The 23240-nt window shown below is 61.8% G+C and carries 21 protein-coding genes; 8 read left to right on the top strand and 13 right to left on the bottom strand.

Going from position 1 to position 23240, the window contains the following annotated elements; all coding sequences use genetic code 11:
• The first annotated feature begins 3 nt into the window (after positions 1-3).
• The 4 genes from M8Q45_RS05610 to M8Q45_RS05595 all read left to right on the top strand — a co-directional run bounded on the left by M8Q45_RS05610 (position 4) and on the right by M8Q45_RS05595 (position 4722).
• Complete coding sequence (locus M8Q45_RS05610; protein WP_030141863.1) at positions 4-687, top strand: ABC transporter ATP-binding protein; 684 nt, start codon at positions 4-6, stop codon at positions 685-687.
• On the top strand, positions 687-3191 hold the full coding sequence (locus M8Q45_RS05605; RefSeq protein ID WP_249873884.1) for an ABC transporter permease: 2505 nt from the start codon (positions 687-689) through the stop codon (positions 3189-3191). Before M8Q45_RS05610 ends, M8Q45_RS05605 begins: the two co-directional genes overlap by 1 nt.
• 34 nt (positions 3192-3225) lie before the next feature.
• The gene (greB, locus tag M8Q45_RS05600; protein ID WP_030141861.1) at positions 3226-3723 is read left to right on the top strand and encodes a transcription elongation factor GreB; all 498 of its coding nucleotides are present in this window, start codon (positions 3226-3228) and stop codon (positions 3721-3723) included.
• Positions 3724-3873: 150 nt separating this feature from the next.
• A complete protein-coding gene (locus M8Q45_RS05595) occupies positions 3874-4722 on the top strand; it encodes a PI-PLC domain-containing protein (RefSeq protein ID WP_249873883.1) in 849 nt (282 codons plus the stop codon).
• A 5-nt stretch (positions 4723-4727) separates the two neighbouring features.
• Here the strand turns inward: M8Q45_RS05595 and M8Q45_RS05590 are convergent, their stop codons facing one another.
• From M8Q45_RS05590 to M8Q45_RS05580, 3 genes are all read right to left on the bottom strand, one after another.
• Positions 4728-5036, bottom strand: a complete 309-nt coding sequence (locus M8Q45_RS05590) for a class I SAM-dependent methyltransferase (protein WP_249873882.1) — start codon at positions 5034-5036, stop codon at positions 4728-4730.
• Between the two features lie 250 nt (positions 5037-5286).
• Positions 5287-5721: a DoxX family protein gene (locus M8Q45_RS05585; RefSeq protein ID WP_249873881.1), complete on the bottom strand. Its 435-nt coding sequence runs from the start codon at positions 5719-5721 to the stop codon at positions 5287-5289.
• A gap of 99 nt (positions 5722-5820) precedes the next feature.
• A complete protein-coding gene (locus M8Q45_RS05580) occupies positions 5821-7242 on the bottom strand; it encodes an MltF family protein (RefSeq protein ID WP_249873880.1) in 1422 nt (473 codons plus the stop codon).
• Between the two features lie 236 nt (positions 7243-7478).
• Between M8Q45_RS05580 and M8Q45_RS05575 the strand changes: the two genes are divergently transcribed.
• From M8Q45_RS05575 to M8Q45_RS05565, 3 genes are all read left to right on the top strand, one after another.
• On the top strand, positions 7479-8288 hold the full coding sequence (locus M8Q45_RS05575; RefSeq protein WP_249873879.1) for a TatD family hydrolase: 810 nt from the start codon (positions 7479-7481) through the stop codon (positions 8286-8288).
• A 206-nt stretch (positions 8289-8494) separates the two neighbouring features.
• Complete coding sequence (locus tag M8Q45_RS05570; RefSeq protein WP_249873878.1) at positions 8495-9712, top strand: methyl-accepting chemotaxis protein; 1218 nt, start codon at positions 8495-8497, stop codon at positions 9710-9712.
• A 415-nt stretch (positions 9713-10127) separates the two neighbouring features.
• Positions 10128-10490: a terminase gene (locus tag M8Q45_RS05565; RefSeq protein WP_249873877.1), complete on the top strand. Its 363-nt coding sequence runs from the start codon at positions 10128-10130 to the stop codon at positions 10488-10490.
• Between the two features lie 12 nt (positions 10491-10502).
• Here M8Q45_RS05565 and M8Q45_RS05560 read toward each other — a convergent pair whose 3' ends face one another.
• From M8Q45_RS05560 to M8Q45_RS05550, 3 genes are all read right to left on the bottom strand, one after another.
• Positions 10503-11300, bottom strand: coding sequence for an acyl-CoA thioesterase (locus M8Q45_RS05560; RefSeq protein WP_249873876.1), 798 nt, complete (start codon positions 11298-11300; stop codon positions 10503-10505).
• A gap of 142 nt (positions 11301-11442) precedes the next feature.
• A complete protein-coding gene (locus M8Q45_RS05555; RefSeq protein ID WP_249873875.1) occupies positions 11443-12204 on the bottom strand; it encodes a CHAD domain-containing protein in 762 nt (253 codons plus the stop codon).
• 105 nt (positions 12205-12309) lie between these two features.
• The gene (locus tag M8Q45_RS05550) at positions 12310-12600 is read right to left on the bottom strand and encodes a hypothetical protein (RefSeq protein ID WP_030141851.1); all 291 of its coding nucleotides are present in this window, start codon (positions 12598-12600) and stop codon (positions 12310-12312) included.
• A gap of 208 nt (positions 12601-12808) precedes the next feature.
• Between M8Q45_RS05550 and M8Q45_RS05545 the strand changes: the two genes are divergently transcribed.
• The gene (locus M8Q45_RS05545; protein ID WP_249873874.1) at positions 12809-13846 is read left to right on the top strand and encodes a patatin-like phospholipase family protein; all 1038 of its coding nucleotides are present in this window, start codon (positions 12809-12811) and stop codon (positions 13844-13846) included.
• Positions 13847-14052: 206 nt separating this feature from the next.
• On the opposite strand, the gene M8Q45_RS05540 is transcribed toward M8Q45_RS05545, so the two are convergent.
• From M8Q45_RS05540 to M8Q45_RS05510, 7 genes are all read right to left on the bottom strand, one after another.
• Positions 14053-14751, bottom strand: coding sequence for a response regulator (locus M8Q45_RS05540; RefSeq protein ID WP_249873873.1), 699 nt, complete (start codon positions 14749-14751; stop codon positions 14053-14055).
• 48 nt (positions 14752-14799) lie between these two features.
• Positions 14800-17451 (bottom strand): DUF4118 domain-containing protein, encoded by a 2652-nt coding sequence (locus tag M8Q45_RS05535; RefSeq protein ID WP_249873872.1) that lies wholly within the window; start codon positions 17449-17451, stop codon positions 14800-14802.
• A gap of 131 nt (positions 17452-17582) precedes the next feature.
• Positions 17583-18128 (bottom strand): potassium-transporting ATPase subunit KdpC, encoded by a 546-nt coding sequence (gene kdpC, locus M8Q45_RS05530; RefSeq protein ID WP_249873871.1) that lies wholly within the window; start codon positions 18126-18128, stop codon positions 17583-17585.
• 207 nt (positions 18129-18335) lie between these two features.
• Entirely contained in the window at positions 18336-20390 is a 2055-nt protein-coding gene (gene kdpB, locus M8Q45_RS05525) for a potassium-transporting ATPase subunit KdpB (RefSeq protein WP_198797578.1), read from the bottom strand.
• Between the two features lie 10 nt (positions 20391-20400).
• Entirely contained in the window at positions 20401-22095 is a 1695-nt protein-coding gene (kdpA, locus tag M8Q45_RS05520; protein ID WP_249873870.1) for a potassium-transporting ATPase subunit KdpA, read from the bottom strand.
• An 8-nt stretch (positions 22096-22103) separates the two neighbouring features.
• The gene (kdpF, locus tag M8Q45_RS05515) at positions 22104-22193 is read right to left on the bottom strand and encodes a K(+)-transporting ATPase subunit F (RefSeq protein ID WP_032863112.1); all 90 of its coding nucleotides are present in this window, start codon (positions 22191-22193) and stop codon (positions 22104-22106) included.
• 564 nt (positions 22194-22757) lie between these two features.
• Positions 22758-23126, bottom strand: a complete 369-nt coding sequence (locus M8Q45_RS05510) for a UCP019853 family protein (protein WP_249873869.1) — start codon at positions 23124-23126, stop codon at positions 22758-22760.
• Positions 23127-23240: the final 114 nt, after the last annotated feature.

Below are 23240 nucleotides of genomic sequence, written 5' to 3'. Positions count from 1 at the left end.
TCCATGGGCTCAAGCATTCTCACCGCGACGGACCTTAGCAAAGTGGTTCCCAGCGCGGAAGGTGAACTGACCATCCTGCACGAACTCAGCCTGGAACTGAACAAAGGCGACAGCCTCGCCATTGTCGGCGCATCCGGTTCCGGCAAATCCACGCTCCTGGGCCTGCTCGCCGGCCTCGACCTGCCCAGCGGCGGTGAAGTCACCCTTGCCGGCCAGGCCCTCAGTACATTGGATGAAGATCAACGGGCCCGCGTGCGCGCCGAACACGTCGGCTTCGTCTTCCAGTCGTTCCAGTTGCTCGACAGCCTCAATGCGCTGGAAAACGTCATGCTGCCGCTGGAACTGGACGGTCGCAAGGACGCCCGCGAGCGCGCCACCCAACTGCTGCAACGGGTGGGGCTTGGCCAGCGGCTGACCCATTCGCCACGCCAGCTCTCCGGCGGTGAACAGCAGCGCGTCGCGATTGCCCGTGCGTTTGCCGCCGAACCCGACGTGCTGTTTGCCGACGAACCCACCGGCAACCTCGACAGCCACACCGGCGAACGCATCAGCGATCTGTTGTTCGAGCTGAACAAGGAGCGCGGTACCACCCTGGTGCTGGTCACCCACGACGAACGCCTGGCCCATCGCTGCCGGCGCCTGATCCGACTTGAAGCCGGCCAGATGGTCGCGCCCCTGGAGCCTTGATGGCACGCTTGCCCCTGTTGCGCCTGTTCAGTCTTGCCATCCGCCAGTTGCTGCGCGATGCCCGCGCCGGTGAACTGCGCGTGCTGTTCTTCGCCCTGTTGGTGGCCGTGGCGGCGAGCACCGCCATCGGTTATTTCGGCGCCCGGCTCAATGGCGCGATGATGATGCGCGCCACCGAATTCCTCGGCGCCGACCTGTTGCTCGAAGGCAGTTCCCCTGCCCGCCCGGAACAGATCCGCAGCGGCACCGAGCTGGGTCTGGAACATGCTCGTGTGGTCGAGTTTTCCAGCGTGGTCGCCACCGACAACGGCATCCAGCTGTCCAGCGTCAAGGCAGCCGATGACATCTACCCTTTGCGTGGCGAGTTGAAAAGCGCCCCGGCCCCTTTCGCCCCGGAAGAAACCGGTGGACGACCGGCCCCGGGGGAAACCTGGGTAGAAGCGCGCCTGTTGACGGCACTGGACCTGAAGATTGGCGACAGCATCGATGTCGGCAACAAGACCCTGCGCCTGAGCCGGGTGCTGACCTATGAACCGGATCGCGCCGGTAATTTCTACAGCCTGACGCCTCGGGTCATGATCAATCTCCAGGACCTGGATGCCACAGGCGTGGTGCAACCGGGCAGCCGGGTCAGCTATCGCGACCTTTGGCGCGGTCCGGCGCCAGCGCTGCAAACCTACCGCGACCTGGTCAAGCCGGGCCTGGAGCCCAACCAGCGCTTGCAAGACGCCCGGGATGGCAATCGACAGATCGGCGGTGCCCTGGGCAAGGCCGAGCGCTACCTGAACATGGCCAGCCTGGTGGCGGTGTTGCTCTCCGGCGTCGCCGTCGCCCTCTCGGCCAACCGCTTCGCCACCCGACGCTTCGATGCCAGTGCACTGTTGCGCTGCCTGGGCCTGTCCCGCCGCGAAACCATGGTGCTGTTCAGCCTGCAACTGGCAATGCTGGGCCTGTTGGCGAGCATCAGCGGCGCGCTGCTTGGCTGGATCGCCCAGTTGGGGTTGTTTGGCTTGCTGCATGACCTGCTGCCCACCACCGTGCCGCCAGGCGGGATGCTGCCCGCCATCGCCGGGATCGGCACCGGGCTGGTGGCCTTGGCAGGGTTCGCCTTGCCCCCGCTCGCCGCCCTGGGTCGGGTACCGCCACTGCGGGTGTTGCGACGGGACATGCTGCCGATACCTTCCAGCAGTTGGGTCGTCTATGGCGCCGCATTGGGCGCGCTTGGGCTGATCATGTGGCGCCTGAGCCTGGACCTGGTGCTGACCTTCGCCTTGCTCGGTGGTGGTGTGATTGCTGCGCTGGTGCTTGGCGGCTTGCTATTACTGGCGTTGCAAAGCCTGCGCAAGATGCTGGCGCGTGCCTCGCTGCCTTGGCGGCTGGGGCTCGGCCAACTGCTGCGTCATCCCCTGGCGGCTGCCGGCCAGGCGCTGGCGTTCGGCCTGATCCTGCTGTCCATGGCCTTGATTGCGCTGCTGCGCGGCGAGTTGCTGGACACCTGGCAAAACCAGCTGCCAAAAAACGCGCCGAACTATTTTGCCCTGAACATCCTGCCCAACGACAAGCAGGCCTTCACCGACAAACTGGTCGCCCTGTCGGCGCAATCGGCCCCGCTTTATCCCGTGGTACCCGGGCGCCTGATCAGCATCAACGGCGAGCCGGCCACGGAATTCGTCACCAAGGATTCGGCCGGTGACCGGGCATTGCAGCGAGACCTGAGCCTGACCTGGGCTGCGGACTTGCCGGCGGGCAACGTCGTGACTGCCGGGTCCTGGTGGTCGCAACAGCCGTCGGACGATATCCCGGGGGTCTCGGTCGAAGGCAAGGTCGCTGAAAACCTCAAGATCAAGTTGGGCGACCGCCTGGTGTTCAGCGTTGGCGGCGTCAATCGGGAAGCGAAGGTCACCAGCTTGCGGGAGATCAACTGGGACAATTTCCAGCCGAACTTCTTCATGATCTTCCAGCCCGGTACCCTGAAGGATCTGCCAGCCACCTACCTCACCAGTTTTTATCTGGCGCCCGGCCATGATCAACAGATCGTCGACCTGTCCCGGGCCTTCCCGGCAGTCACGATCCTGCAAGTCGAGGCGTTGCTGGAACAGCTGCGCAGTATCCTCGCCCAAGTGACGCTGGCCGTGGAGTATGTCTTGCTGTTCGTGCTGGCGGCGGGCATGGCCGTGCTGTTCTCGGGCTTGCAGGCCACCCTTGACGAAAGGATCCGGCAAGGCGCATTGCTACGCGCCCTGGGCGCCGAGCGGCCGCTGCTGACCAAGGCCCGGCGTATCGAGTTCGGATTGCTGGGTGCGGTCAGCGGCCTGCTGGCCGCCCTGGGTTCGGAACTGGTGAGCCTGGTCCTCTACCGCTATGCCCTTGACCTGCCTTGGCATCCACACCCATGGCTACTGGTGCTGCCGTTGGTGGGGGCATTGCTGATCGGTGGCGCGGGTGTATTCGGTACCCGCCGAGCGCTCAACGCCAGCCCGCTGACAGTGTTGCGCGAGGGTTGATAGACTTCGGGCCTCGTCATCACAAGAAGTCGCCATGAGTCGCTATCGCCCTCCCCGCACCGCCGGCACCGCGCTGATCACCCCCGAGGGTGAAGCGCGGATGCGCGCCGAACTTCATGAGCTCTGGCACGTGCGCCGTCCCCAGGTGACCCAGTCGGTCAGCGAAGCGGCGGCCCAGGGCGATCGCTCGGAAAACGCCGAGTACACCTACGGCAAGAAAATGCTCCGGGAAATCGACAGTCGCGTGCGTTTCCTCACCAAACGCCTCGAAGCGCTCAAAGTCGTCAGTGAAAAGCCCAGTGACCCGAACAAGGTGTATTTCGGCGCCTGGGTCACTGTGGAGGACGAGGACGGCAACGAGTCGCGCTATCGCATCGTCGGGCCAGATGAGCTGGATTTGAAACAGCACCTGATCAGTATCGATTCGCCGCTTGCCCGGGCATTGATTGGCAAGGCCCTGGATGCCGAAGTCCGAGTCCAGACACCTGCCGGAGAACAACTGATCTATATCACCCGCATCGAATACTTATAACTAACCCGATTATATTTTTTTCACCAACGAAACATTGAAGTACAAGACGAACACATCCTGGGTTTGACTTCAACTGGCTCATGCAGGAGATTAAATATGCACCAGGCGCGCACATTTAATTAACCACCTGACTATTCAAGGATGAATAACATGAACGCAAACTTCAGCGACCGCTGGATGGATAACACACCGGGCATTTATAAACTTCGTATCGATGAATTGATCTTGCCCGGCACGCATGATTCGGGGGCTGACAGGGAAGCCCCGAAAATGATGCTGCCCAACGAAATCACCCAGGACGTGCCTGTCCGCGATCAGATCATGCGGGGGTTTCGGGTGCTCGACTTGCGTGTAGAGCTATTCCCTCGCCAACCCATTGGCCATCCACGTCGTTTTCAGCTGTATCACCTCACCGCTTCTGGCCGCACCGTGGCCGACGATGTGCTAGGCGCGCTCAATGCTTTCTATGCGATTCCCGGACGCCAGAATGAAATAATCATTTTAAACTTCCATCAATTCAAGAATTTTACCGAAGCGTCACATGAAGAACTCCACGCCCTGATCAATCAAACGATCGGGCACCGCTTAATACCGTACGCTCAAAGTTATCTTACGCTGGAGCAACTGCGACAACAGTTGCCTGGAAAGAACGTCGTCATTTCCTATAACCGGCGCTCCGGGGACGGTTACTGGCCCGGTGTCGAACAACAATGGATCGAAAAAAACTACATAAGCACTTCGACGCTGAAAGACTTCATGGACAAAGCCAGCTCCGAGCCCAAAAGGACCTACGCTCTGCGTGCCATCCAATGCGCCAAATACACAGGTTTTTTTGTCCCGGACGATTTCAGCGACAAAGTGGACCTCTGGTTCGCGTCCAAGGACAGCGAGAGCTATATCCAGCGCTTTCATATCATCAACACCGACTGGTCGACACGAAGCAACATCGTGCTCAACTGCATGCACGCCAACCAAATCAGGGCCCGGGCCAAAGGCTGACGCCCTTAACGGCGTGTAATCAGCCCTTGCCTGGCTACACGGGTCAGTTGCTTGATCATTTCGGGAGCGTGCGCCCCCGTAGGCAACTGGATGACCGCCAGGTCGAAACTGTCATTGGCGAAACGCGCCAACGACTCACCGTCCTCGACAAACTGAATCAGGAACGCCGCCGGGCCATGACTACGCCGCGGCCAGCCATCGAGATAACGCAACAGCGTTGGCTGGTGAGTACCGCCGAGGAGAATTTTTGGGTTGCGTCGGACAAGGTTCGCCGTGATTGGCGCAAGACGTACAAGGGGGCTGGATGTGTTCATCGTGTCGTGTCTCTGCCTCAAAAGTCTGCATGGCAGGTGAGAGGCAACACCGAACCAGCGCTTTAGCGGTATTTCGAAGCCGTGTGTCCTGGCTTCTATCGGCAACTGGATGAGTCACCTGGCGCCCCGCAAGTAGCTGTTTAAATCGGCGCATGAGCGGCATCCTAGAGAAGCCGGGCGGGCAGTGTCAAGAATCGCCACCCACAAAAAAGGCCCGTACTGGACGGGCCTCGATGATTCAAGCGAGCGATCAGCCAGCGATGGAACGATCCACGGACAGCTTGCCTGCGCCTTCGATCAGCACCGCGACACTGCCCGCCAACAAGGCCAAGGCAAACTCGTAACCGTTGTTGGCCATGAACAGACCATTGCCGATATGCACGGAGAAAATCGCAACCAGCGACAAGATCGCCAGCCCCAGCGCCGCCGGGCGCACCAACAGACCGATGATCAAAGCCAGCCCGGCGAAGAACTCGGTGCCGCCAGCCAAGGTTGCCATCAGGTAACCCGGAGCCAGGCCAATGCTTTCCATCCATTGCGCCGTCCCTGCCAGACCATAACCGCCGAACAGGCCGAACAGCTTTTGCGAACCGTGGGCGGCGAAGATGATCCCGACGACGATGCGCAAAACAGTCAGGCCGTAGCCAGCGCGGGAGGACAGTACTTTGTTGATGAGAGTGCTCATGGGTGCATTCCTTGGTATATGTGTGGTTGGACGCCATATTAATCAAATAATTTTATCTGAATAGCGCAAAATCTCCGCTATAACAATCAAATTACTCGATCACTTCCGCAAAACCACCTCTCGTTCCTGGGACTCCAGCGACTCTCGCTCCCGGTCAAACGCCAGATAGTATTTATTCACACTATTAACGTAGCTGACGGCGCCCATTCCCACCTGCTCCATGGCGATTCGCTCGACCTGGAAAAACCACTGGTCAGGATTGAGGCCTCGCCGCCGGGCCTCGGCACGCATGCCTTGGACGCGCTCGGGGCCCATGTTGTAGGCGGCGAGGACAAACGCCATCCGCTCGCGCTCGTTGAGCTTGGAACTGGCGAAGAACTTGCGGCGGATCATGGCCAGGTATTTGGCACCGGCCTGCACATTGGCATCCAAGTCCTGGATGTTATCGACTCCAACCCGCTGGGCCGCGGACGGCGTAATCTGCATCAGGCCCGTAGGGGCGCCACCGCTGCGCGCCTTGGGTTGCAGGGCGGATTCCTTGAACGCCAGGGCCGCCAGGTTGAGCCAGTCCATGCCTTGGGCCTGGGCATGCTTCTGCAGGACCGGCCGCAGTTTTTCGAGGCGCTGGCGATCGGCCCGGGCCAGCGGATAGTGAACCTGATACAAGCGGCGGTAGATGCGCAAGAAAGCCGCATCCTCATTGGCCGGCACCTTATAAGTTGCCAGGAACCGGTCGATGCTGGCGCGCAACATCGCGGCGTCACGGCGAACGAACCAATATTCGTCGCTTGGCTCGCCGATGAGCACCTGCCGGTCAAAGCGCAGCTTGGGGAGGATCTTGCCCCAGCGTTCGGCGATCGGTTGCTCGACGATGGTCAGGTGGAAGATTCCGCCCTGGACCATTTCCAGCACGTCCTCCACTGCCAGCGTGGGATCGACCCATTCGATCTTCACCGCAGGCAACTTCAGCAACGCCAGCTTCTGGTTGATCTGGCTGACCGCGTCCCCCGCCGCGCTGCCGTTGGGCAAGGCCAGTGTCTTGCCAGACAATTGTTCGACACGGGTATAACGCTTCTCGCCTTTGATGCCCACCAGCAGCAGGGGCACATCGGTGCGGATCGGATCACTGGCGCTGACCGCATGGCCCGCTTGTGGCTCAAGCAATTCGCCAGGCGCCACCAGGTCCCCCTCCCCACGCTGCAAGGCACCGAGCAACTGGTCCTTGGCTTTAGGAATGATCTTGAGGGTAATTTCCTGGCCATCCCGGGCATGGCCATTGAGGTATTGCTCGAAAGCACGCAACCGATGATATTCGACGCCGATGGGTTGGCCCTGGACTTCGCCGGAACTGTTGCGGCTCTGATTGACCAGGACCTTCAATACCCGGCTGCTGCGTATTTGCGCCAGGTCGCGCGCCGTCCCCGGCGCAACGGCCTGCACCGGCCCAGGCAGCCGGGCGTCGGCCAGCATCGGCAACAGCAGCGAACAACACAACAGTAGCAACACCTGGGGACGTGTCATCCACTCTCCGGAACGATACTGGCGAGCCAATTGCCTTGAAAAAGCGAGACTGGGTCGACAGAAACAGAGCGCTTGGGGCGCTGAAAAGTGCGAAAGACTGGCACAGCGATGGCATTTGCACCACCCCGACCTGTCTCGTGGCCTCAACAGACAGCTCCAACTCGTTGTAGTTCTTGGCTTTTCTTGTATTTCTACAGCTCTGATATGCTTTCCGCCCTTTGGGCCGAGGTAGCACCATGCAACTCATCGATATCGGCGTCAACCTGACCAACCCCAGTTTCACCGACAAACACCAGGCCGTGCTTGAGCGCGCCTATGAAGCCGGGGTCTGCCAATTGGTGCTGACCGGCACCAGCATCGAGGGCAGCGAACAGGCGCTCGAACTGTGCCAGCATCTCGATGAAGACGGGCAACGACTGTTTTCCACCGCAGGTATCCATCCGCACAGCGCCAGCGACTGGACCGCCGACAGTGCCCGGCACCTGAAGGATCTGCTCAAGCAGGACCGCGTCCGCGCGGTGGGTGAATGCGGATTGGACTTCAACCGTGATTTTTCTCCACGCCCCCAGCAGGAAAAAGTCCTAGAGGAGCACCTTGCCCTCGCCGTCGAGTTGCAATTGCCGGTCTTTCTCCATGAGCGCGACGCCGACCAGCGCCTGCTGGAAATCCTCCGGGATTTCCGTGACCGATTGCCCGCGGCGGTGGTGCATTGCTTTACCGGCGAGAAGAAAGCGCTGTTCAGCTACCTCGACCTGGATCTGCACATCGGTATTACCGGGTGGATCTGCGATGAGCGCCGGGGCACGCATTTGCATCCCTTGGTGCGCGAGATTCCCCGCGGCCGGCTGATGCTCGAAAGCGATGCGCCGTACCTGCTGCCACGTACTCTGCGGCCCAAACCGAAGAACGGTCGCAACGAGCCGGCCTACCTGACGGACGTGTTGCGCGAAGTGGCCTTGCACCGGGGCGAAACCCAGGAAGACCTGGCAGCCCACAGCACTGCCTGCGCCCGGGCGTTTTTTGGTTTGCCGAACCTCTCCAATTAAATGAGGGCCCTTGTGGGAGCGAGCTTGCTCGCGATGGCGGTGCATCAGTTTGCAAGCATGTGACTGACCTACCGCTATCGCGAGCAAGCTCGCTCCCACAAGTGGGTTTGGGCGTTCGTTGACCCACATCAAAACCCGGTCTTCCGAATAGCAGCAAAATAATGGCACCTTGCCAAAACTGTTTCCGCTATCAGAGAAGACCTTCCATGGGTGCCTGGCTTAGCAATATTTCGCTGAAATACAAATTCTGGGCGGTCAACGCCGTCGCCTTCGCCACTACATTGCTGCTGGTGCTCTATGCCATGCACCTTGAACAACAGGTCCGAGGGGTGAGCCTGGGCCAGGTCTTCGGCGAACGCTTCGGTCAGTACGCGATGGCGGTGTTCGTGCTGATGCTGGCGATGCTCGGCGCGTCGCAATTGCTGATCCGCTTTCTGCTCAGTCAGCTCAACACCTTGAAAGACGTGATGCTGCACGTGGAGAAAACCGGTGACCTGTCTGCCCGCGTGCCGTTGGCCTGCAAGGACGAAGTGGGCCAGATGGCCGCTGCGTTCAACGCCATGCAGGCCGGCTATCAACGCGTGGTCGACACCGTTGCCAGCACCGCCCGACAACTGGACAGCGGCGCGGCGCGACTGGCGTCGAGCATGAACGAAGTGCGCCACGGCATGCTCGGCCAGCAGAGCGAAACCGATCAGGCCGCCACGGCGATCAACGAGATGTCGGCCACGGTTTATCACATTGCCCAGCACGCCGGCGCTACCCGCGACCTGTCGAAAACCACCGACACCCTGGCCGGCAATGGCCGCGAAGTGGTCAGTCGCGTACAGCAATCGATCACCGGGCTGTCTACCGGCGTCCAGCAGACCGCCGAAATGATCCAGCGCCTGGCCGAAGACAGCCGGAAGATCAACGGCGTGGTCAGTGTGATCCACAGCATCGCCGAGCAAACCAACCTGTTGGCGCTCAATGCGGCCATCGAAGCGGCCCGCGCCGGCGAGATGGGACGGGGCTTCGCCGTGGTGGCCGATGAAGTGCGCAACCTGGCCAAGCGGGTCCAGACCTCAACGGATGAAATCACCACCATGGTCTCGGCCCTCCAGGCGGGAACCCGCGATGCGGTGGATTTCATGCAGGAAAGTTCGCACAAGGCCGACGACTGCGTGCAACAGGCTTGCGAGGCCGGTGACGCCTTGGCACAGATCACCGAGGCGGTGGCGCAGATGCGCGAGAGCAACACCCAGATCGCCGTCGCGGCCGAACAGCAGAGCCATGTCGCTGAAGAAATGAACCGGGCGGTGGTGAGCATTCGCGACGTGACCGAAAACACCGTGCGCCAGACCGTGGAGTCGGCCACTACCAGTCATGAACTGGCGACGTTGGCGGGTGAATTGAACAAAGCGATCGGGCAGTTGAAGCTTTGACCTCCTGGATAAGGGGTACGCTCGCCCCCGCCGGGCGCTGTAGGAGCTGGCGAAGCCTGCGATCTTTTGATGTTGCGCTAGAGATGCCAGTTGATTTGGAAGATCGCAGCCTCGCTTCGCTCGGCAACTCCTACAGAGCGCTGTAGGAGCTGGCGAAGCCTGCGATCTTTTGATCTTGATCTTTCGCTCAGGGCTCAATGAGCGGGGGAAAGATCGCAGCCTCGTTGCACTCGGCAGCTCCTACAGAGCCGAGCGGGTGCAAGCTCCCTCGCCACAAGAGCAGGCCACCTGACCAGAGCAACCTGGCCTTATGGCTATGGCCACTATCGCCACGATAGCCAACCGCGATTCGCCGCCCTGCCCGGCCCGACCTATCCTTGGGTTATTCGGTTTAACGGACTCAAGGAACAGCATCATGGGCAAACGTCACCCCAACCTTCCGGCCTGGCAATGGCGCGCCTACCCTGACAATCATCGCCACCCGACCAACCTGGTCTTGCACCTGATCGCGGTGCCGCTGTTCATCGTTGCGTTTTTGCTGATTGTCTCGGGCGTGTTCAGCCTGAGCCTGGGCGATGTCGCCATCGGGGTAATCGGCGTACTCGCCGCGCTCGGCTTGCAACGCCACGGCCATAGCCTGGAAACACAGGCTTCCGAGCCGTTCAGTGATCGCAAAGACGCGGCGTCGCGCCTGCTGGTGGAGCAATTCCTGACCTTTCCCCGGTTCTTCCTCAGCGGCGGATGGTGGCGCGCCTGGCGCGATCGCCACCACCATTGAACGACTGATTGATCAACCGAAAATCGTCACCGTCTGCCGGCTCATGGCGATCAGCCGGCCATCGGCGCTCCAGAATTTCGCCGCGACATGACCGTAGCCGTCCTGGGCATGTTCAATCTCGGCGAGATACTGGCACCAGTCCAACGTCGTGAGTTCCAGCAATGGCTGGACGAATTCGATGGTCCAGGTAAGCGTGCTGCCCGGCGCCATCTGGGTGAGGTGCGGCAGCAGCGCTGGCGGCCAGGCGTCCACCAATGCCAGGATGTGACCTTCGTCCAACGGCTCCTCCTTGACGTCCCCGCGCAAGCGCACCCAGCCTCCCATGCTGCGGGATTTGTTGCCGGTAAACGGCAATCCTCCAACGCTCCAACGCATTGCCAAATGACGCATGAACTCCGGGGTTCCGCCCTTGATGTAGGGCAACTCCTGGCACTGCTCGACATCCTTGAAGGGCGGCGCGGGGTCGGCCTGCACCGCCACGGCGGAAGTTCGCGACGCGCCAAAGCTGCCCTGCACCACCGTCACGACCTGGCCGTTCTGCACGGCACGGCCCAACACCTGGCTGACGGCCTTGCCTTCGCGCAACACATCGACTTGAAAACTGACCGGCACGTCGGGCTCGACCGGACCGACAAACGTGATCGCCAGCGAGCGCACCGGGCGATCCGCCGGGACGCATGCACGCATCGCCTCGTATTGCAGCGCCGCGACCAAGCCACCAAAACTGGCACGCCCCTGGCCCCATTCAGGCGGGATCACCACGGCGCCTGGCTGATTGCGCACGGCATCGATCAAATCGGAAAAGCGCATGTCGACCTCGGAAGCAGGAAAAAAGATGAAGGGATCTTAACCAGCCTGGACGGGCAGTACAGCGCTCATTCCGGCCAAAGAGACTGACAGAAAAGCCGTGGGCCACGAATCCACCCCAGCTCCCTGTGGGAAAAGAGTGACGTCAGGATTTATCGAAGCAACTGGCAATCAGTTTATCCAGCACCCGATCGGACTTGGCCTCGGCCTTTTCCATGGTGATTTGCCAGACCGGTACACAGGGCCGCAGGTCGGCTTCCTGCTCGGCCCGCGCCAGCCATTGCCAGCAATCGTGCCAATCGCCCAATGCGCCCTGTGCGGACTTGAGCCGTGGCATGGCCGCTTCCGGCAAGCGATCGAGTTCAGGATAGGCTTCGATGGCGTAGCGCACGCGCTTGATCAACAGGCGCAGGCGATGACGGTCATGAGCCGGATCACGCAAGGCCTCGCCGAGTTTTTTCCATTGTTTGTCGAGGCGTTTTTCGATGCGTTTGCGCAGGCCGTCGAGCAAGCCCTGGCGCTGGGCTGCACGGATGAAGCGTGGGAACGCGTCAAGGATCATCAACAGCTGCGCCAGCTCGGGGCTGCCGGCCACGGCGGGATACGCCTCGGCCATTTGCACCTGGCGCCGCTGCGCCGCCTCGGTCTTGCCGTGCTTCTCGAGATAGGCCGCCAGCACCTCACGGTCGCGCAAGGGCGTGGTCAGGGTACCGACTGCCGACGCGGCCGTTTCCAACTGCTCGACGCCGGGCAGTCCGCGCAACGGACGAAGCAGGCTGCGCAACCGACGGACCGTGGTCCGCAGGTCATGCAATGCTTCGCTGTCGGTTTGGGCGTTCAAGCGGGCCTGACAGGCCAGCAGGCGGACTTCCAGGCCCAGTATCCGGGCCACCAGCCGATCGATCATGGGGGCGTACTCCGTACGCAGCCTCAAGCGATAAGCTTCAAGCGGCAAGTGGAGCGACGCGTCGCCCTCTTGCCGCTTGAAGCTCAAAGCTTGCAGCTGCCTTCATCATCTTCCTGCGCGGGATTCGCGGATGTAGAAGCGGGCCTTCTCGGCTTTTTTGGTGCAGCCTTCATACGCTTCGAATTGCTGCTGGGTCTTGGCGCCCGTCAGCAACGACAGGGCCTTGGAGTAGCTGACGGTACCGGCGAACCCTTCGGCCTTGGCCAGGTCAAGTTCACGCCATGCGCTGTCGAGCTGGCTGCCGCAACTGTCGCGGTAGGCGGTCTTGCCGGCGCAACCGGCCAGGGCCAGAACCATCAAGGATGCCATCAGGGGCAGGCAGATCCGGGCTTTCATCGATAACACCTCAAGTCAGGTAAACAGTCGTGCTGGTATGACGGCTTTGCCGATAAAAAGTGCCTCGGCTCGACCGGTATATTCAAGTGTGGACGAGAATACGCAAATGCCGTCGTGGCGTGTCAAAAAACGACGTCTGCGCCACAACGATTTGAGCCGGGCCGTCGATCAGTGCATTGTTGACGTCTGTTCGACGAGAGGCCACCTCATGACAAAACGTGTCGCATTGGTATTGGGCTCGGGCGGCGCCCGGGGCTACGCCCATATCGGAGTGATCGAGGAGATCGAACGGCGCGGCTACGACATTGCCTGTATCGCCGGCTGTTCCATGGGCGCCGTCGTGGGCGGAATCTATGCCGCCGGCAAGCTCGAGGATTACCGCAACTGGATCGAAAGCCTCGATTACCTGGACGTGTTGCGGTTGGTGGACGTCAGTTTTCGTCTGGGGGCGATTCGTGGTGAGAAGGTGTTCGGACAGATCCGCAAGATCGTCGGTGAACTCAATATCGAAGACCTGCGCATTCCCTATACGGCTGTCGCCACCGACCTGACCAACCAGCAGGAAATCTGGTTCCAGGAAGGTTGCCTGCACCAGGCGATGCGGGCCTCGGCGGCCATTCCCAGCCTCTTCACCCCGGTCATGCAAGGCAACCGCATGCTGGTGGACGGCGGCCTGCTCAATCCGTTGCCGATCGTGCCGGTGGTGTCGAGCCATTGCGACCTGATCATCGCGGTCAACCTCAACGCCACCAACCAGAAACAATACAGCCTGCCCGTGATCCAGCGCCCCGCGGCGTTCCGGCGCCGCTTCGACACCTTGGTCAGTTCCCTGGGTTCACGGCTGCCGTTTCGCCGCAAACAGGCCGAGCAGTTGCTGCTGTTGGAACAGGAAGCGCTGAAGGCCGAAGCGGCCGATATCAACCCCTGGATCGACTCCGCCGAGCCCGAAGGCCAGCAACCGGCCGCCGCGCCGGAAACCGAAGGCGCACCAAGATCCGCCACCGGCTCGTTCATCATCGACAACGTCGGGCCGGCGTCCTTGCTGGATTTGATCAACCAGAGTTTCGAGGTGATGCAGACGTCGCTGGCCCAGTACAAGATCGCCGGTTACCCGCCGGATGTGCTGATCAACGTGCCGAAGCGAGTGTGCCGGTTCTTCGAGTTCTACAAGGCGCCGGAGCTGATCGCCCTGGGTCGGGAGATTGCCCGGGATACGTTGGATCGGTATGAGCGTGAGCAGAGCTGAAGGACCGCAAAATCTCCGTGGCGAGGGAGCTTGCTCCCGCTGGGCTGCGGTAGGAGCTGCCGAAGGCTCGGGCCGCGTTCGGACGATCTTTTGATTTTGGTCTTTCGCTTGAGATTCAAGTGCCTGGGGAAAGATCGCAGCCTCGTTGCACTCGACAGCTCCTACGGCCGAGCGGGAGCAAGCTCCCTCGCCACAACAGCGTCAAATCAAGCACCACCCTCCTCCAATAACCGATACCCCACCCCCGCTTCAGTCACGATAAACCGAGGCCGGGTCGGGTCGTCGGCCAGTTTCTGGCGCAGGTGACCGACCACGATGCGCAGGTAGTGGCTGTCTTCAACGTGGGTCGGGCCCCAGATGTCCTTGAGCAACTGTTGCTGGGTGATGACCCGCCCCGGATGCCGCGCCAACTGCGCCAGCACCGCGTATTCCTTGCGGGTCAGGGCCACTTCCGCGCCGTCCAGCAGGACCCGGCGATAAGCCAGGTCCACCGTCAGCGGGCCCAACGTCAATGCCGCTGGCGGTGCCTCGCCTGCTGGCGCCTGGCGCAGTAGCGCACGCACGCGGGCGAGGAACTCCTGGATACCGAATGGCTTGGTCACGTAGTCGTTGGCGCCATTGTCCAGCGCCTCGACTTTCTGCGCTTCGCTGGCGCGTACCGACAGGACCAGCACGGGCACCGCCGACCATTGGCGAAACTCGCGCAACACCTGTTGGCCGTCCATGTCCGGCAAGCCCAGGTCGAGCACCAGCAGATCCGGTTTGTTCAACGCCGCCTGGGCCAGCCCGTCGGCACCCGTCTCGGCTTCGAGCACCTTGTAGCCTTGGGAGGCCAGGCTGATGCGCAAGAACTTGCGGATCTGCGGTTCGTCATCGATGACCAAAAGGGTCGCGCTCTGGCTCATGGGTTCCGTTCATCACAATCAAGTCGCGAGAGCATAACGCAGCGCCGCTCAGGCTTCATCGTCCATGCCCGGTTGTGCCTGCAAGGGCAGGTGCAAGGTGATGCAGGTACCGCGCCCATCGAGGCCGTAGCCGACGCTGATCCGCCCGCCATGGGCACCGACCATGCCCTGGCAGATCGTCAATCCGAGCCCGGTGCCCTGCCCGCCTCGATCGCCGCGGGCAGCGGTGTAGAACATGTCGAAAATCTTCTCGCGCTCTTGCTCGGGGATGCCTGGCCCTTCATCCGCCACGGCGAACAGGATTTCGTCTGACGTCGCTTCGGCGCTGAGCAGCAATCGGCCGTGGGCCGGGGAAAACCGCGCGGCGTTCTCCAGCACATTGACCAAAGCCTGCTCGATCAGCGCAGCGTGGACATACAACAACGGCAAGCCGGCCGGCACTTCGACGCTGACGGCCAGCGGCGCCAGCACCGCGCGCAAGCGGTTCAGGGCACTGCCGACGATGTCGGCCGGCGACACCCAGTCCCGCGCCAGCTTCAGGGCGCCGTGACCCAGGCGCGTCATGTCGAGCAGATTCTGGATATAACGATCCAGCCGCTCGGCCTCATCGCGGGTGCCTTCGAGCAGTTCACGACGGTCCTCGATCGGAATCGCTTCGCCCAACGCCAACAAGCTGTCGATGCTGCCGCGCATGGACGTCAGCGGCGTGCGCAAATCATGGGAGACAGAGGCGAGCAAGGCGCTGCGCAATTGTTCGGTTTCGCCGTGCAGGCGCGCCGCTTCCAGGTCCTGGGCCAGTTGTGCCCGGGCCAGGGCCTGGGCCAGCGGCTGGCTGAGGGCCGCCAGCCACCGTCGACGTTGATCGCTGAGCGGCTTGCCGTCTTTCGTGCAGACGCCGAGCAAACCCAGCGGCCCGCCCTCCGCCGACAAAGGCCACCACCACCAACGCCCGGACGGCAGCGTCGCGGTACCGGCGCCGGCCGGTTGGTCGTGTTGCCACGACCAGTCGGCGGCGGCGCGCTCGGCCTCGTTGAACGTCAGCGGTTCGGGGGTCTCGACTTTCCAGCCAGCCTGGCCGTCCCGGTTGAGCAGGCACAGTTGCAAGTCGTACTCGCTGTTGAGGTGGAGCACGGCGGCACTGATCACCGCCTGGCGATCGGTCGCGGCGGTCAGTTTGCGGGATAAGTCGAGCAGCTCGCCGGTTTCCTGCTGGGTGTCGCGCAGCGCCTGCAACTGGCGCCGCTGACGGGCGGCGAGATTGCCGGTCAAGGCCGCCATCAGCAGGAAAAACACCAGCGTCAGCACGTCCTCTTCGCGTTGAATCGTCAGGGAAAAATTCGGCGGAATGAACAGGAAATCGTAGGCCAGGAACGACAGCGCCGCACAGGCCAGCGCCGGCCCGAGGCTGCTGCGCACCGCCACCAGCAACACCGCCATCAGAAACACCAGGGAAATGTTGGGCAGCGCCAGCAGCCCGGAGATCCCCCAGGCCAAGGCACTCGCCACCACCGTCGCCACCAGCGCCAGCGCATAGTCGAACCCGGTCCGGACGGAACCTGCGCGCTGGCGGGCGGGCGGCGGCGACTCATCGCTGTCCAGCACGTTGATTTCCAATCCACGGGCGTTGCGCAGCAGTCGCGACGCGAGGCCACCGCCAAACAGGTTCCGGCGCAGGCGCGGCCGGGACTGGCCCACCAGCAGCAATGTCGCGCGACGTTGCCTGGCGTGTTGGATCAGGGTCTTGGCGACTTCGCCAGCCCGCAGCAGCACCACTTCCCCGCCGAGCCTTTCCGCCAGTTGCTGAGCGTTTTGCAAGCGTTGGCGCGACGCCTCGTCCCGTGTCGCGCCGTTATCCACGTGCACCACGCTCCAGGGCAGGTGCCGGCGCTGGGCGACGCGGCTGGCGTGGCGCACCAGCCGTTCGGCCTGCACGTCGCCGTCCACGCCCACCAACAGCCGCCCCTGCACCGCCGGCGCCGACTGGCCCAGTTGCCGATAGCCCTGGGCCAGGTCATTGTCCACCTGCGCGGCGGCGGTCTGCATGGCCAGTTCACGCAGGGCAGTCAGGTTGGTCTGGGAGAAAAACGCATCGATCGCCGCCCGGGCCTGTTCCGGCACGTAGACCTTGCCGTCGCGCAGGCGCTCCAGCAGTTCCCGCGGCGGCAGGTCGATCAACAGCAGTTCATCGGCTTCCTGCAACACCCAATCCGGCAGCGTCTCGCGCACCTGCACGCCAGTGATGCCGCGCACCTGATCGTTGAGGCTTTCCAAATGCTGGACGTTGACCGTCGTGTAGACGTCGATGCCAGCGGCGAGCAGTTCCTGGATGTCTTGCCAGCGCTTGGCGTGACGACTGCCGGGCGCGTTGCTGTGGGCCAGTTCGTCCACCAGCACCAGGCTCGGGCGGGCGGCGAGCAGGCCGTCGAGGTCCATTTCCTCAAGCATCACGCCGCGATATTCCGAACGTACCAATGGCTGCTGCGCCAGGCCATTCAACAGCGCTTCGGTCTCGGCGCGCCCGTGGGTCTCCACCACTCCGGCAACGACGTTCGTGCCTTGACGCAACCGGGTGTGGGCCGCTTGCAGCATGGCGTAGGTCTTGCCAACGCCCGGAGCGGCGCCCAGGAAGACCTTGAGACGGCCACGGTCGTGGCGCGGCAGGTTGGCTAACAGTGCATCGGCGCGGCCGGCGTCGCTCATGCTATGTCTCTTGTTTCAGGGATGGAATTGAACCTCTGTGGGAGCGAGCTTGCTCGCGATGGCGGTCGTTCAGCCGCCACTGTCATTGACTGACCCACCGCTATCGCGAGCAAGCTCGCTCCCACAGGTTTCTACATTTTTTCCAGGGCCATGTTCAGCGCCAGCACGTTCACCACCGGCGGGCCTACCAAGGGCTGCTCGGTGTTGTCATCGAGCAACTGCTGCAGCGTCGACACCGGCACATTCCTGGCGGCGGCGACACGCGCCAGTTGATAGGCAATCGCCGCCGGAGGCAAGTGCGGATCCAGCCCACTGCCGGAGGTGGTCAGCAGCGCCAGGGGCACCGGGCCCTGATTGGGGACTTGCAGCTTGTGGGCGTCATCGATCACGCGGGTGGCCAGCGCCGGGTTGCTCGGCGAAAAATTGCTCGCGCCGCTGGCCACTGTGGCGAAGGCACCTGCCGAGGGGCGCGGATGGAACCAGCCATCGCCGGTGAAATCCTGGGCGATCAGCCGGGATCCACGGACCTTGCCGTCGGCATCATGAATCAGGCTGCCGTTGGCCTGGTCCGGGAAGGCGACTTGCGCCACGCCGGTGACGAGCAATGGGTAGGCGACGCCGGTGAGCAGCGTCATCAGGAGTAACAGGCTCAAGGCCGGGCGAATCAGGGTGAACATTTTTAAGAACCTCAGGGGTGTACACACCGTGGCGAGGGAGCTTGCTCCCGCTGGGCCGGTCCGACGCTTCGGGCGAAGCAGACCCAAACCTGCGACCGCGGTGTGTCAGGTGCATTGCATTCAGCTTTTTTGGGGGCTGCTGCGCAGCCCAGCGGGAGCAAGCTCCCTCGCCACAAAAGCGCTCTTGTCCAAATTTCCCGTTTTTTTTTAAACCAAGTGCAGACCCGTCAACAACAAATCAATTGCCTTGATCCCCACGAACGGCACCGCGATCCCGCCCAGGCCGTAGATCAGCAAGTTGCGCCGCAACAGGGCCGCCGCGCTCGCTGCCTGCACTCGCACACCGCGCAGGGCCAGGGGGATCAGCACGACGATGATCAAGGCGTTGAAGACGATGGCCGACAGGATCGCGCTCTGCGGGCTGCTCAGGTGCATGACGTTCAGCACGCCGAGCTGCGGATAGATCGAGGCGAACAGCGCCGGCAGGATCGCGAAGTATTTGGCGATGTCATTGGCGATGGAGAACGTGGTCAGCGCGCCCCGGGTGACCAGCAATTCCTTGCCGATCTGCACCACGTCCAGCAACTTGGTGGGATCGCTGTCGAGGTCGACCATGTTGGCCGCCTCGCGCGCGGCCTGGGTGCCGTCGTTCATCGCCATGCCCACATCGGCCTGGGCCAGGGCCGGAGCGTCGTTGGCGCCGTCGCCGCACATGGCGACCAGCCGGCCATCGTTCTGCTCATGGCGGATGCGCGCCAGCTTTTTCTCCGGCGTCGCCTCGGCCAACACATCATCCACGCCCGCTTCGGCGGCAATCGCAGCGGCAGTCAGCGGGTTATCGCCGGTGACCATCACCGTGCGGATCCCCAGCTTGCGCAGCTCGGCAAAGCGCTCGCGGATGCCGGGCTTGACCACATCCTTGAGGTGAATGGCGCCGAGCAATTTGCCGTCCACACAGACCAGCAACGGCGTGCCGCCGCTCTGGGCGATCTTGTCGACCTCCCGCGCCAGTGCGGTGGGCAGCCCGTCACGGGGCAAGCCGATGAAACTCAGCAACGAATCCACCGCGCCCTTGCGATAAACGCGCCCTTGATAGTCCACCCCGGACAAACGGGTTTCGGCGCTGAAGGGCACGGCAGTCAGTGCGTCCAAAGCGGGTTCGGCCTGCGGATGCAACCCGCGCAAATATTCGACGATGGACTTGCCTTCGGCCGTGTCGTCGGCCAGGGAGGCGAACAAGGCGCCTTCGGCCAACGCCTTGGCGCTCACGCCTGGGGCGGCGTAGACCGCTGCGCAGCGGCGGTTGCCAAAGGTGATGGTGCCGGTCTTGTCCAGCATCAATACGTGCACATCCCCAGCTGCCTCCACCGCACGGCCGGATTTGGCGATCACGTTCAAGCGCACCAGGCGGTCCATCCCGGCGATGCCGATAGCCGACAGCAATCCGCCGATGGTGGTGGGAATCAACGTCACCAACAGCGCCACCAGGAACACCAACGGCAGGCTGCCATTGGCGAAATGGGCGAACGGCTGCAACGTCACCACCACCAGCAGGAAGATCAGCGTCAGGCCGATCAGCAGGATATCCAGTGCCACTTCATTCGGGGTCTTCTGGCGTTTGGCGCCTTCCACCAGGGCGATCATGCGGTCCAGGGTGGATTCGCCGGGATTGCTGGTGATGCGCACCAACAACCAGTCGGAGACCAGCCGCGTGTTGCCGGTGACCGCCGAGCGATCGCCGCCGGACTCACGGATGACCGGCGCCGACTCCCCGGTAATCGCGGCTTCATTGACCGCCGCGATGCCTTCGATCACTTCGCCGTCGCCAGGGATCATCTCCCCTGCCGCGACCCGCACGACATCACCTTTGCGCAAGCGGGTGGCGGGTACGACTTCAAAGCCGTCCGCGGTCTGGCGACGGGCGCTCAAGCCTTCACTGCCGGCCTTGAGGCTGTCGGCCCGAGCCTTGCCCCGACCTTCGGCCAAGGCTTCGGCGAAGTTGGCGAACAACACGGTGAACCACAGCCACAGGGCGATCTGCGCGGCCACGAAAGTCGGCACGGCGCTGTCGGGAACCAGGCACAGCACGGTGGTGAGGATCGCGGTAAGTTCCACCACCAGCATCACCGGCGCACGGTGCAGCTGGCGTGGATCAAGCTTGACGAAAGCTTGCACCAGCGCTGGCCGCCACAGCGCCGACAGATTGGTTTTGGCTTGCTCCGGCGCCTTCGCGACGACGGTCTTGCTCATCGGCATGTTCATCATCAAATCCTCAGAAACCCAGGCTCAGGTGTTCGGCAATCGGGCCCAGGGCCAGCGTCGGCAGGAAGGTCAAGCCGCCGACCAACAGAATGGTCACGGTCAACAACGTCACGAACAGCGGGCCATGGGTGGGAAAGCTGTTCTGGCCGATGGGTGCGGTTTTCTTCAGCGCCAGGCTGCCAGCCAACGCCAGCACCGGCAGGATGTAGCCGAAACGACCGATCAACATGCCCAGGCCGAGCATCAGGTTGTGAAACGGCGTGTTGGCGCCGAAGCCGGCGAACGCCGAACCGTTGTTCGCCCCCGCCGAGGTGTAGGCGTAAAGCAATTGGCTGAAACCGTGGGCGCCAGGGTTGCTCACCGCCGCCGCAGGGCCGGGCAGGGTCGCGGCAACAGCACCGAGCACCAGCACGCTCACCGGCATCACCAGCAGCGTTACCACCAGCAACTGCACTTCCCGGGCGCCGAGCTTCTTGCCCAGGTATTCCGGCGTGCGGCCGATCATCAAACCGGCCAGGAATACGGCGATCAGCACGTTCAGGAGCATCCCGTAGAGCCCGGCACCGACGCCGCCGAAGATCACTTCGCCGACCATCATGTTCATCAGCGCCACCATCCCGCTCAGCGGATTGAGGCTGTCGTGCATGGCGTTGACCGAACCGTTGGACGCCGCCGTGGTGGTCACCGACCAAAGCACCGTGGCGGTGGTGCCGAAGCGTGCCTCCTTACCTTCCAACGGCGCGGCTTGTTCGACGGCTGCGTTGTCGAGGGCTGGATTGGGCTGGTACTCGGCCCACAGCGACGTCGCCCCGCCGATCAGGAACAAGGCCAGCATGCAGGCGATGATCGCCCGGCTCTGGCGCAGATCCTTGACGTAATGGCCAAAGGTAAACACCAGCGCCGCCGGGATCAGGATGATCGACGCGACTTCGAAGAGATTGGTCCAAGCGGTCGGGTTCTCGAACGGGTGCGCCGAATTGACGCCGAAGAAACCACCGCCGTTGGTGCCCAGTTGCTTGATCGCAATCTGGCTGGCCGCCGGGCCGAGTGGAATGACCTGCTCCACGCCCTGCATCGTCACCCCGTGCACGTAATGCGCGAAGGTCTGTGGCACGCCCTGCCACACCAGGAACAACGCCAACAACAGGCACAGCGGCAACAACCCATAGAGCGTGGCACGGGTCATGTCGACCCAGAAATTGCCCAGCGTGGTGGCGGACTTGCGCCCGATCCCACGGCACAGCGCAACCAGCACGGCCAGGCCCGTGGCGGCGCTGACGAAGTTCTGCACGGTCAAGCCGATCATCTGGCTCAAATAACTGAGGGACGCTTCACCGCTGTAGGACTGCCAGTTGGTGTTGGTCATGAAACTGACCGCTGTGTTGAACGCCTGGGTCCATTCCATGCCGGGCAGGTTTTCGGTGTTGAGCGGCAAATCACCCTGCAACAGCAGGACCGCGAACAAAAAGGCGAAACCTGCCAGGTTGAAGGCGAGCAAGGCCAGGGTGTACTTCTGCCAACTCTGCTCGGCAGTCGGATCGACACCGGCCACCTTGTAACAACAGCGTTCTAAAGGACCAAGAATCGGCGACAGCCAGGTATGTTGGCCCTCCATCACCCGATAGTAAAACCGGCCCAAGAACGGCGCCGGAATCAGCACCAGCGCGAAAAAGCCGAGGATCAGCCCGTAGTCATAACCGTGCATAGCCGCTCCTAACCCCGGTCCGCGCGCAACAGCGCAACCAACAGATAAATGAACAGCGCCACTGCCAGCAGCAGTGACACCCCGTCCAGAACACTCATGGGATTTCTCCGTGGTACGGCGTCGTGCCGTGTGTGGAGGGATTGTCGGTAGGGAGGGTGTAAAGGTGCGAGATCGAGGGTGGGGTTGGGGGATAAAGAAACTGTAAAAAAATCGGGATGGGGTTGAGGGGGTGACCCATTCACGAGGCGGCGGAACTGGCCAAGTCGTGGAGGCCCTTTAGAAATAACGCCGTCAATCTTGCTCGCGATTGAGGGCCTCTCTCGTTTAGTCAGTGTCAATCAGCTGAACTGAACCTGTTGCCGATGCCTATCTTTTTTATTTTATTTAGCACGTTCGCTAATGCTTATTCCAGCTGTATCCAGTTTTTTGCGATTTCGAAAAAGATTTTCTAATTTGGCAAAATCGCCGGATACCAGTCGCCGAGCTTTTCGATGATGAAACAGATGACCTTTGCCGACACCGAGTACGCCGGCAAACGCAAGCAGACCCGCAAGCAATTGCGACACGGATCGTTTTTTGAAAAGTACTGACGGCTCGATAGCCGGAAAATATCCGGCTATTTCTGACCATCCTCAGCAACGTGCTGACACGGTTTTTAATGGCTATAAAAAATTGACGTTGATCCGGTCCACTTTTATTTTTACATATCGCCCCAGCAGCCCAGGGTAGTCGAAATGTAGGTCTTCATCCGGGAAGTCGATAAAGGTTTTGAAGATATCGTTTTCCAATAAGCCATGCAGGTAGTAGCCGAATCCTTTGCCGTTTTTCTCAAGCGGTGCGTCAGGCGTAGCCGATAGTTCAATTTGGACGGGGTCTGAATAATCAATCGTTAACTCTGCCAAGTGCGTTTCGCCAACACTTATCTTGCTCGGATAGGAGTTGACAAAGCACTCCAAGATGTTTCCTTCGACAAGGAGGATTGCGCAGTCTTCTACTATGTCGTCAATAGCAAGAATTTTAACTTTTGTCATGTTATTCATAATGTCTTATTGTCTTGTCTTTTGCGTCGCCGTTAAGTGCTTTCCAAAAATCCTTGCCTGTCTTTACATGGGCTGTCGTAATCTCATTTTTGTTGTTGGTTCCAA

The organism is Pseudomonas sp. T1.Ur (genome assembly GCF_023516725.1).
Classification (GTDB): domain Bacteria; phylum Pseudomonadota; class Gammaproteobacteria; order Pseudomonadales; family Pseudomonadaceae; genus Aquipseudomonas; species Aquipseudomonas alvandae.
Note: the sequence above shows the minus strand (reverse complement) of the source record. Positions and strands in the feature narration are given on the sequence as shown.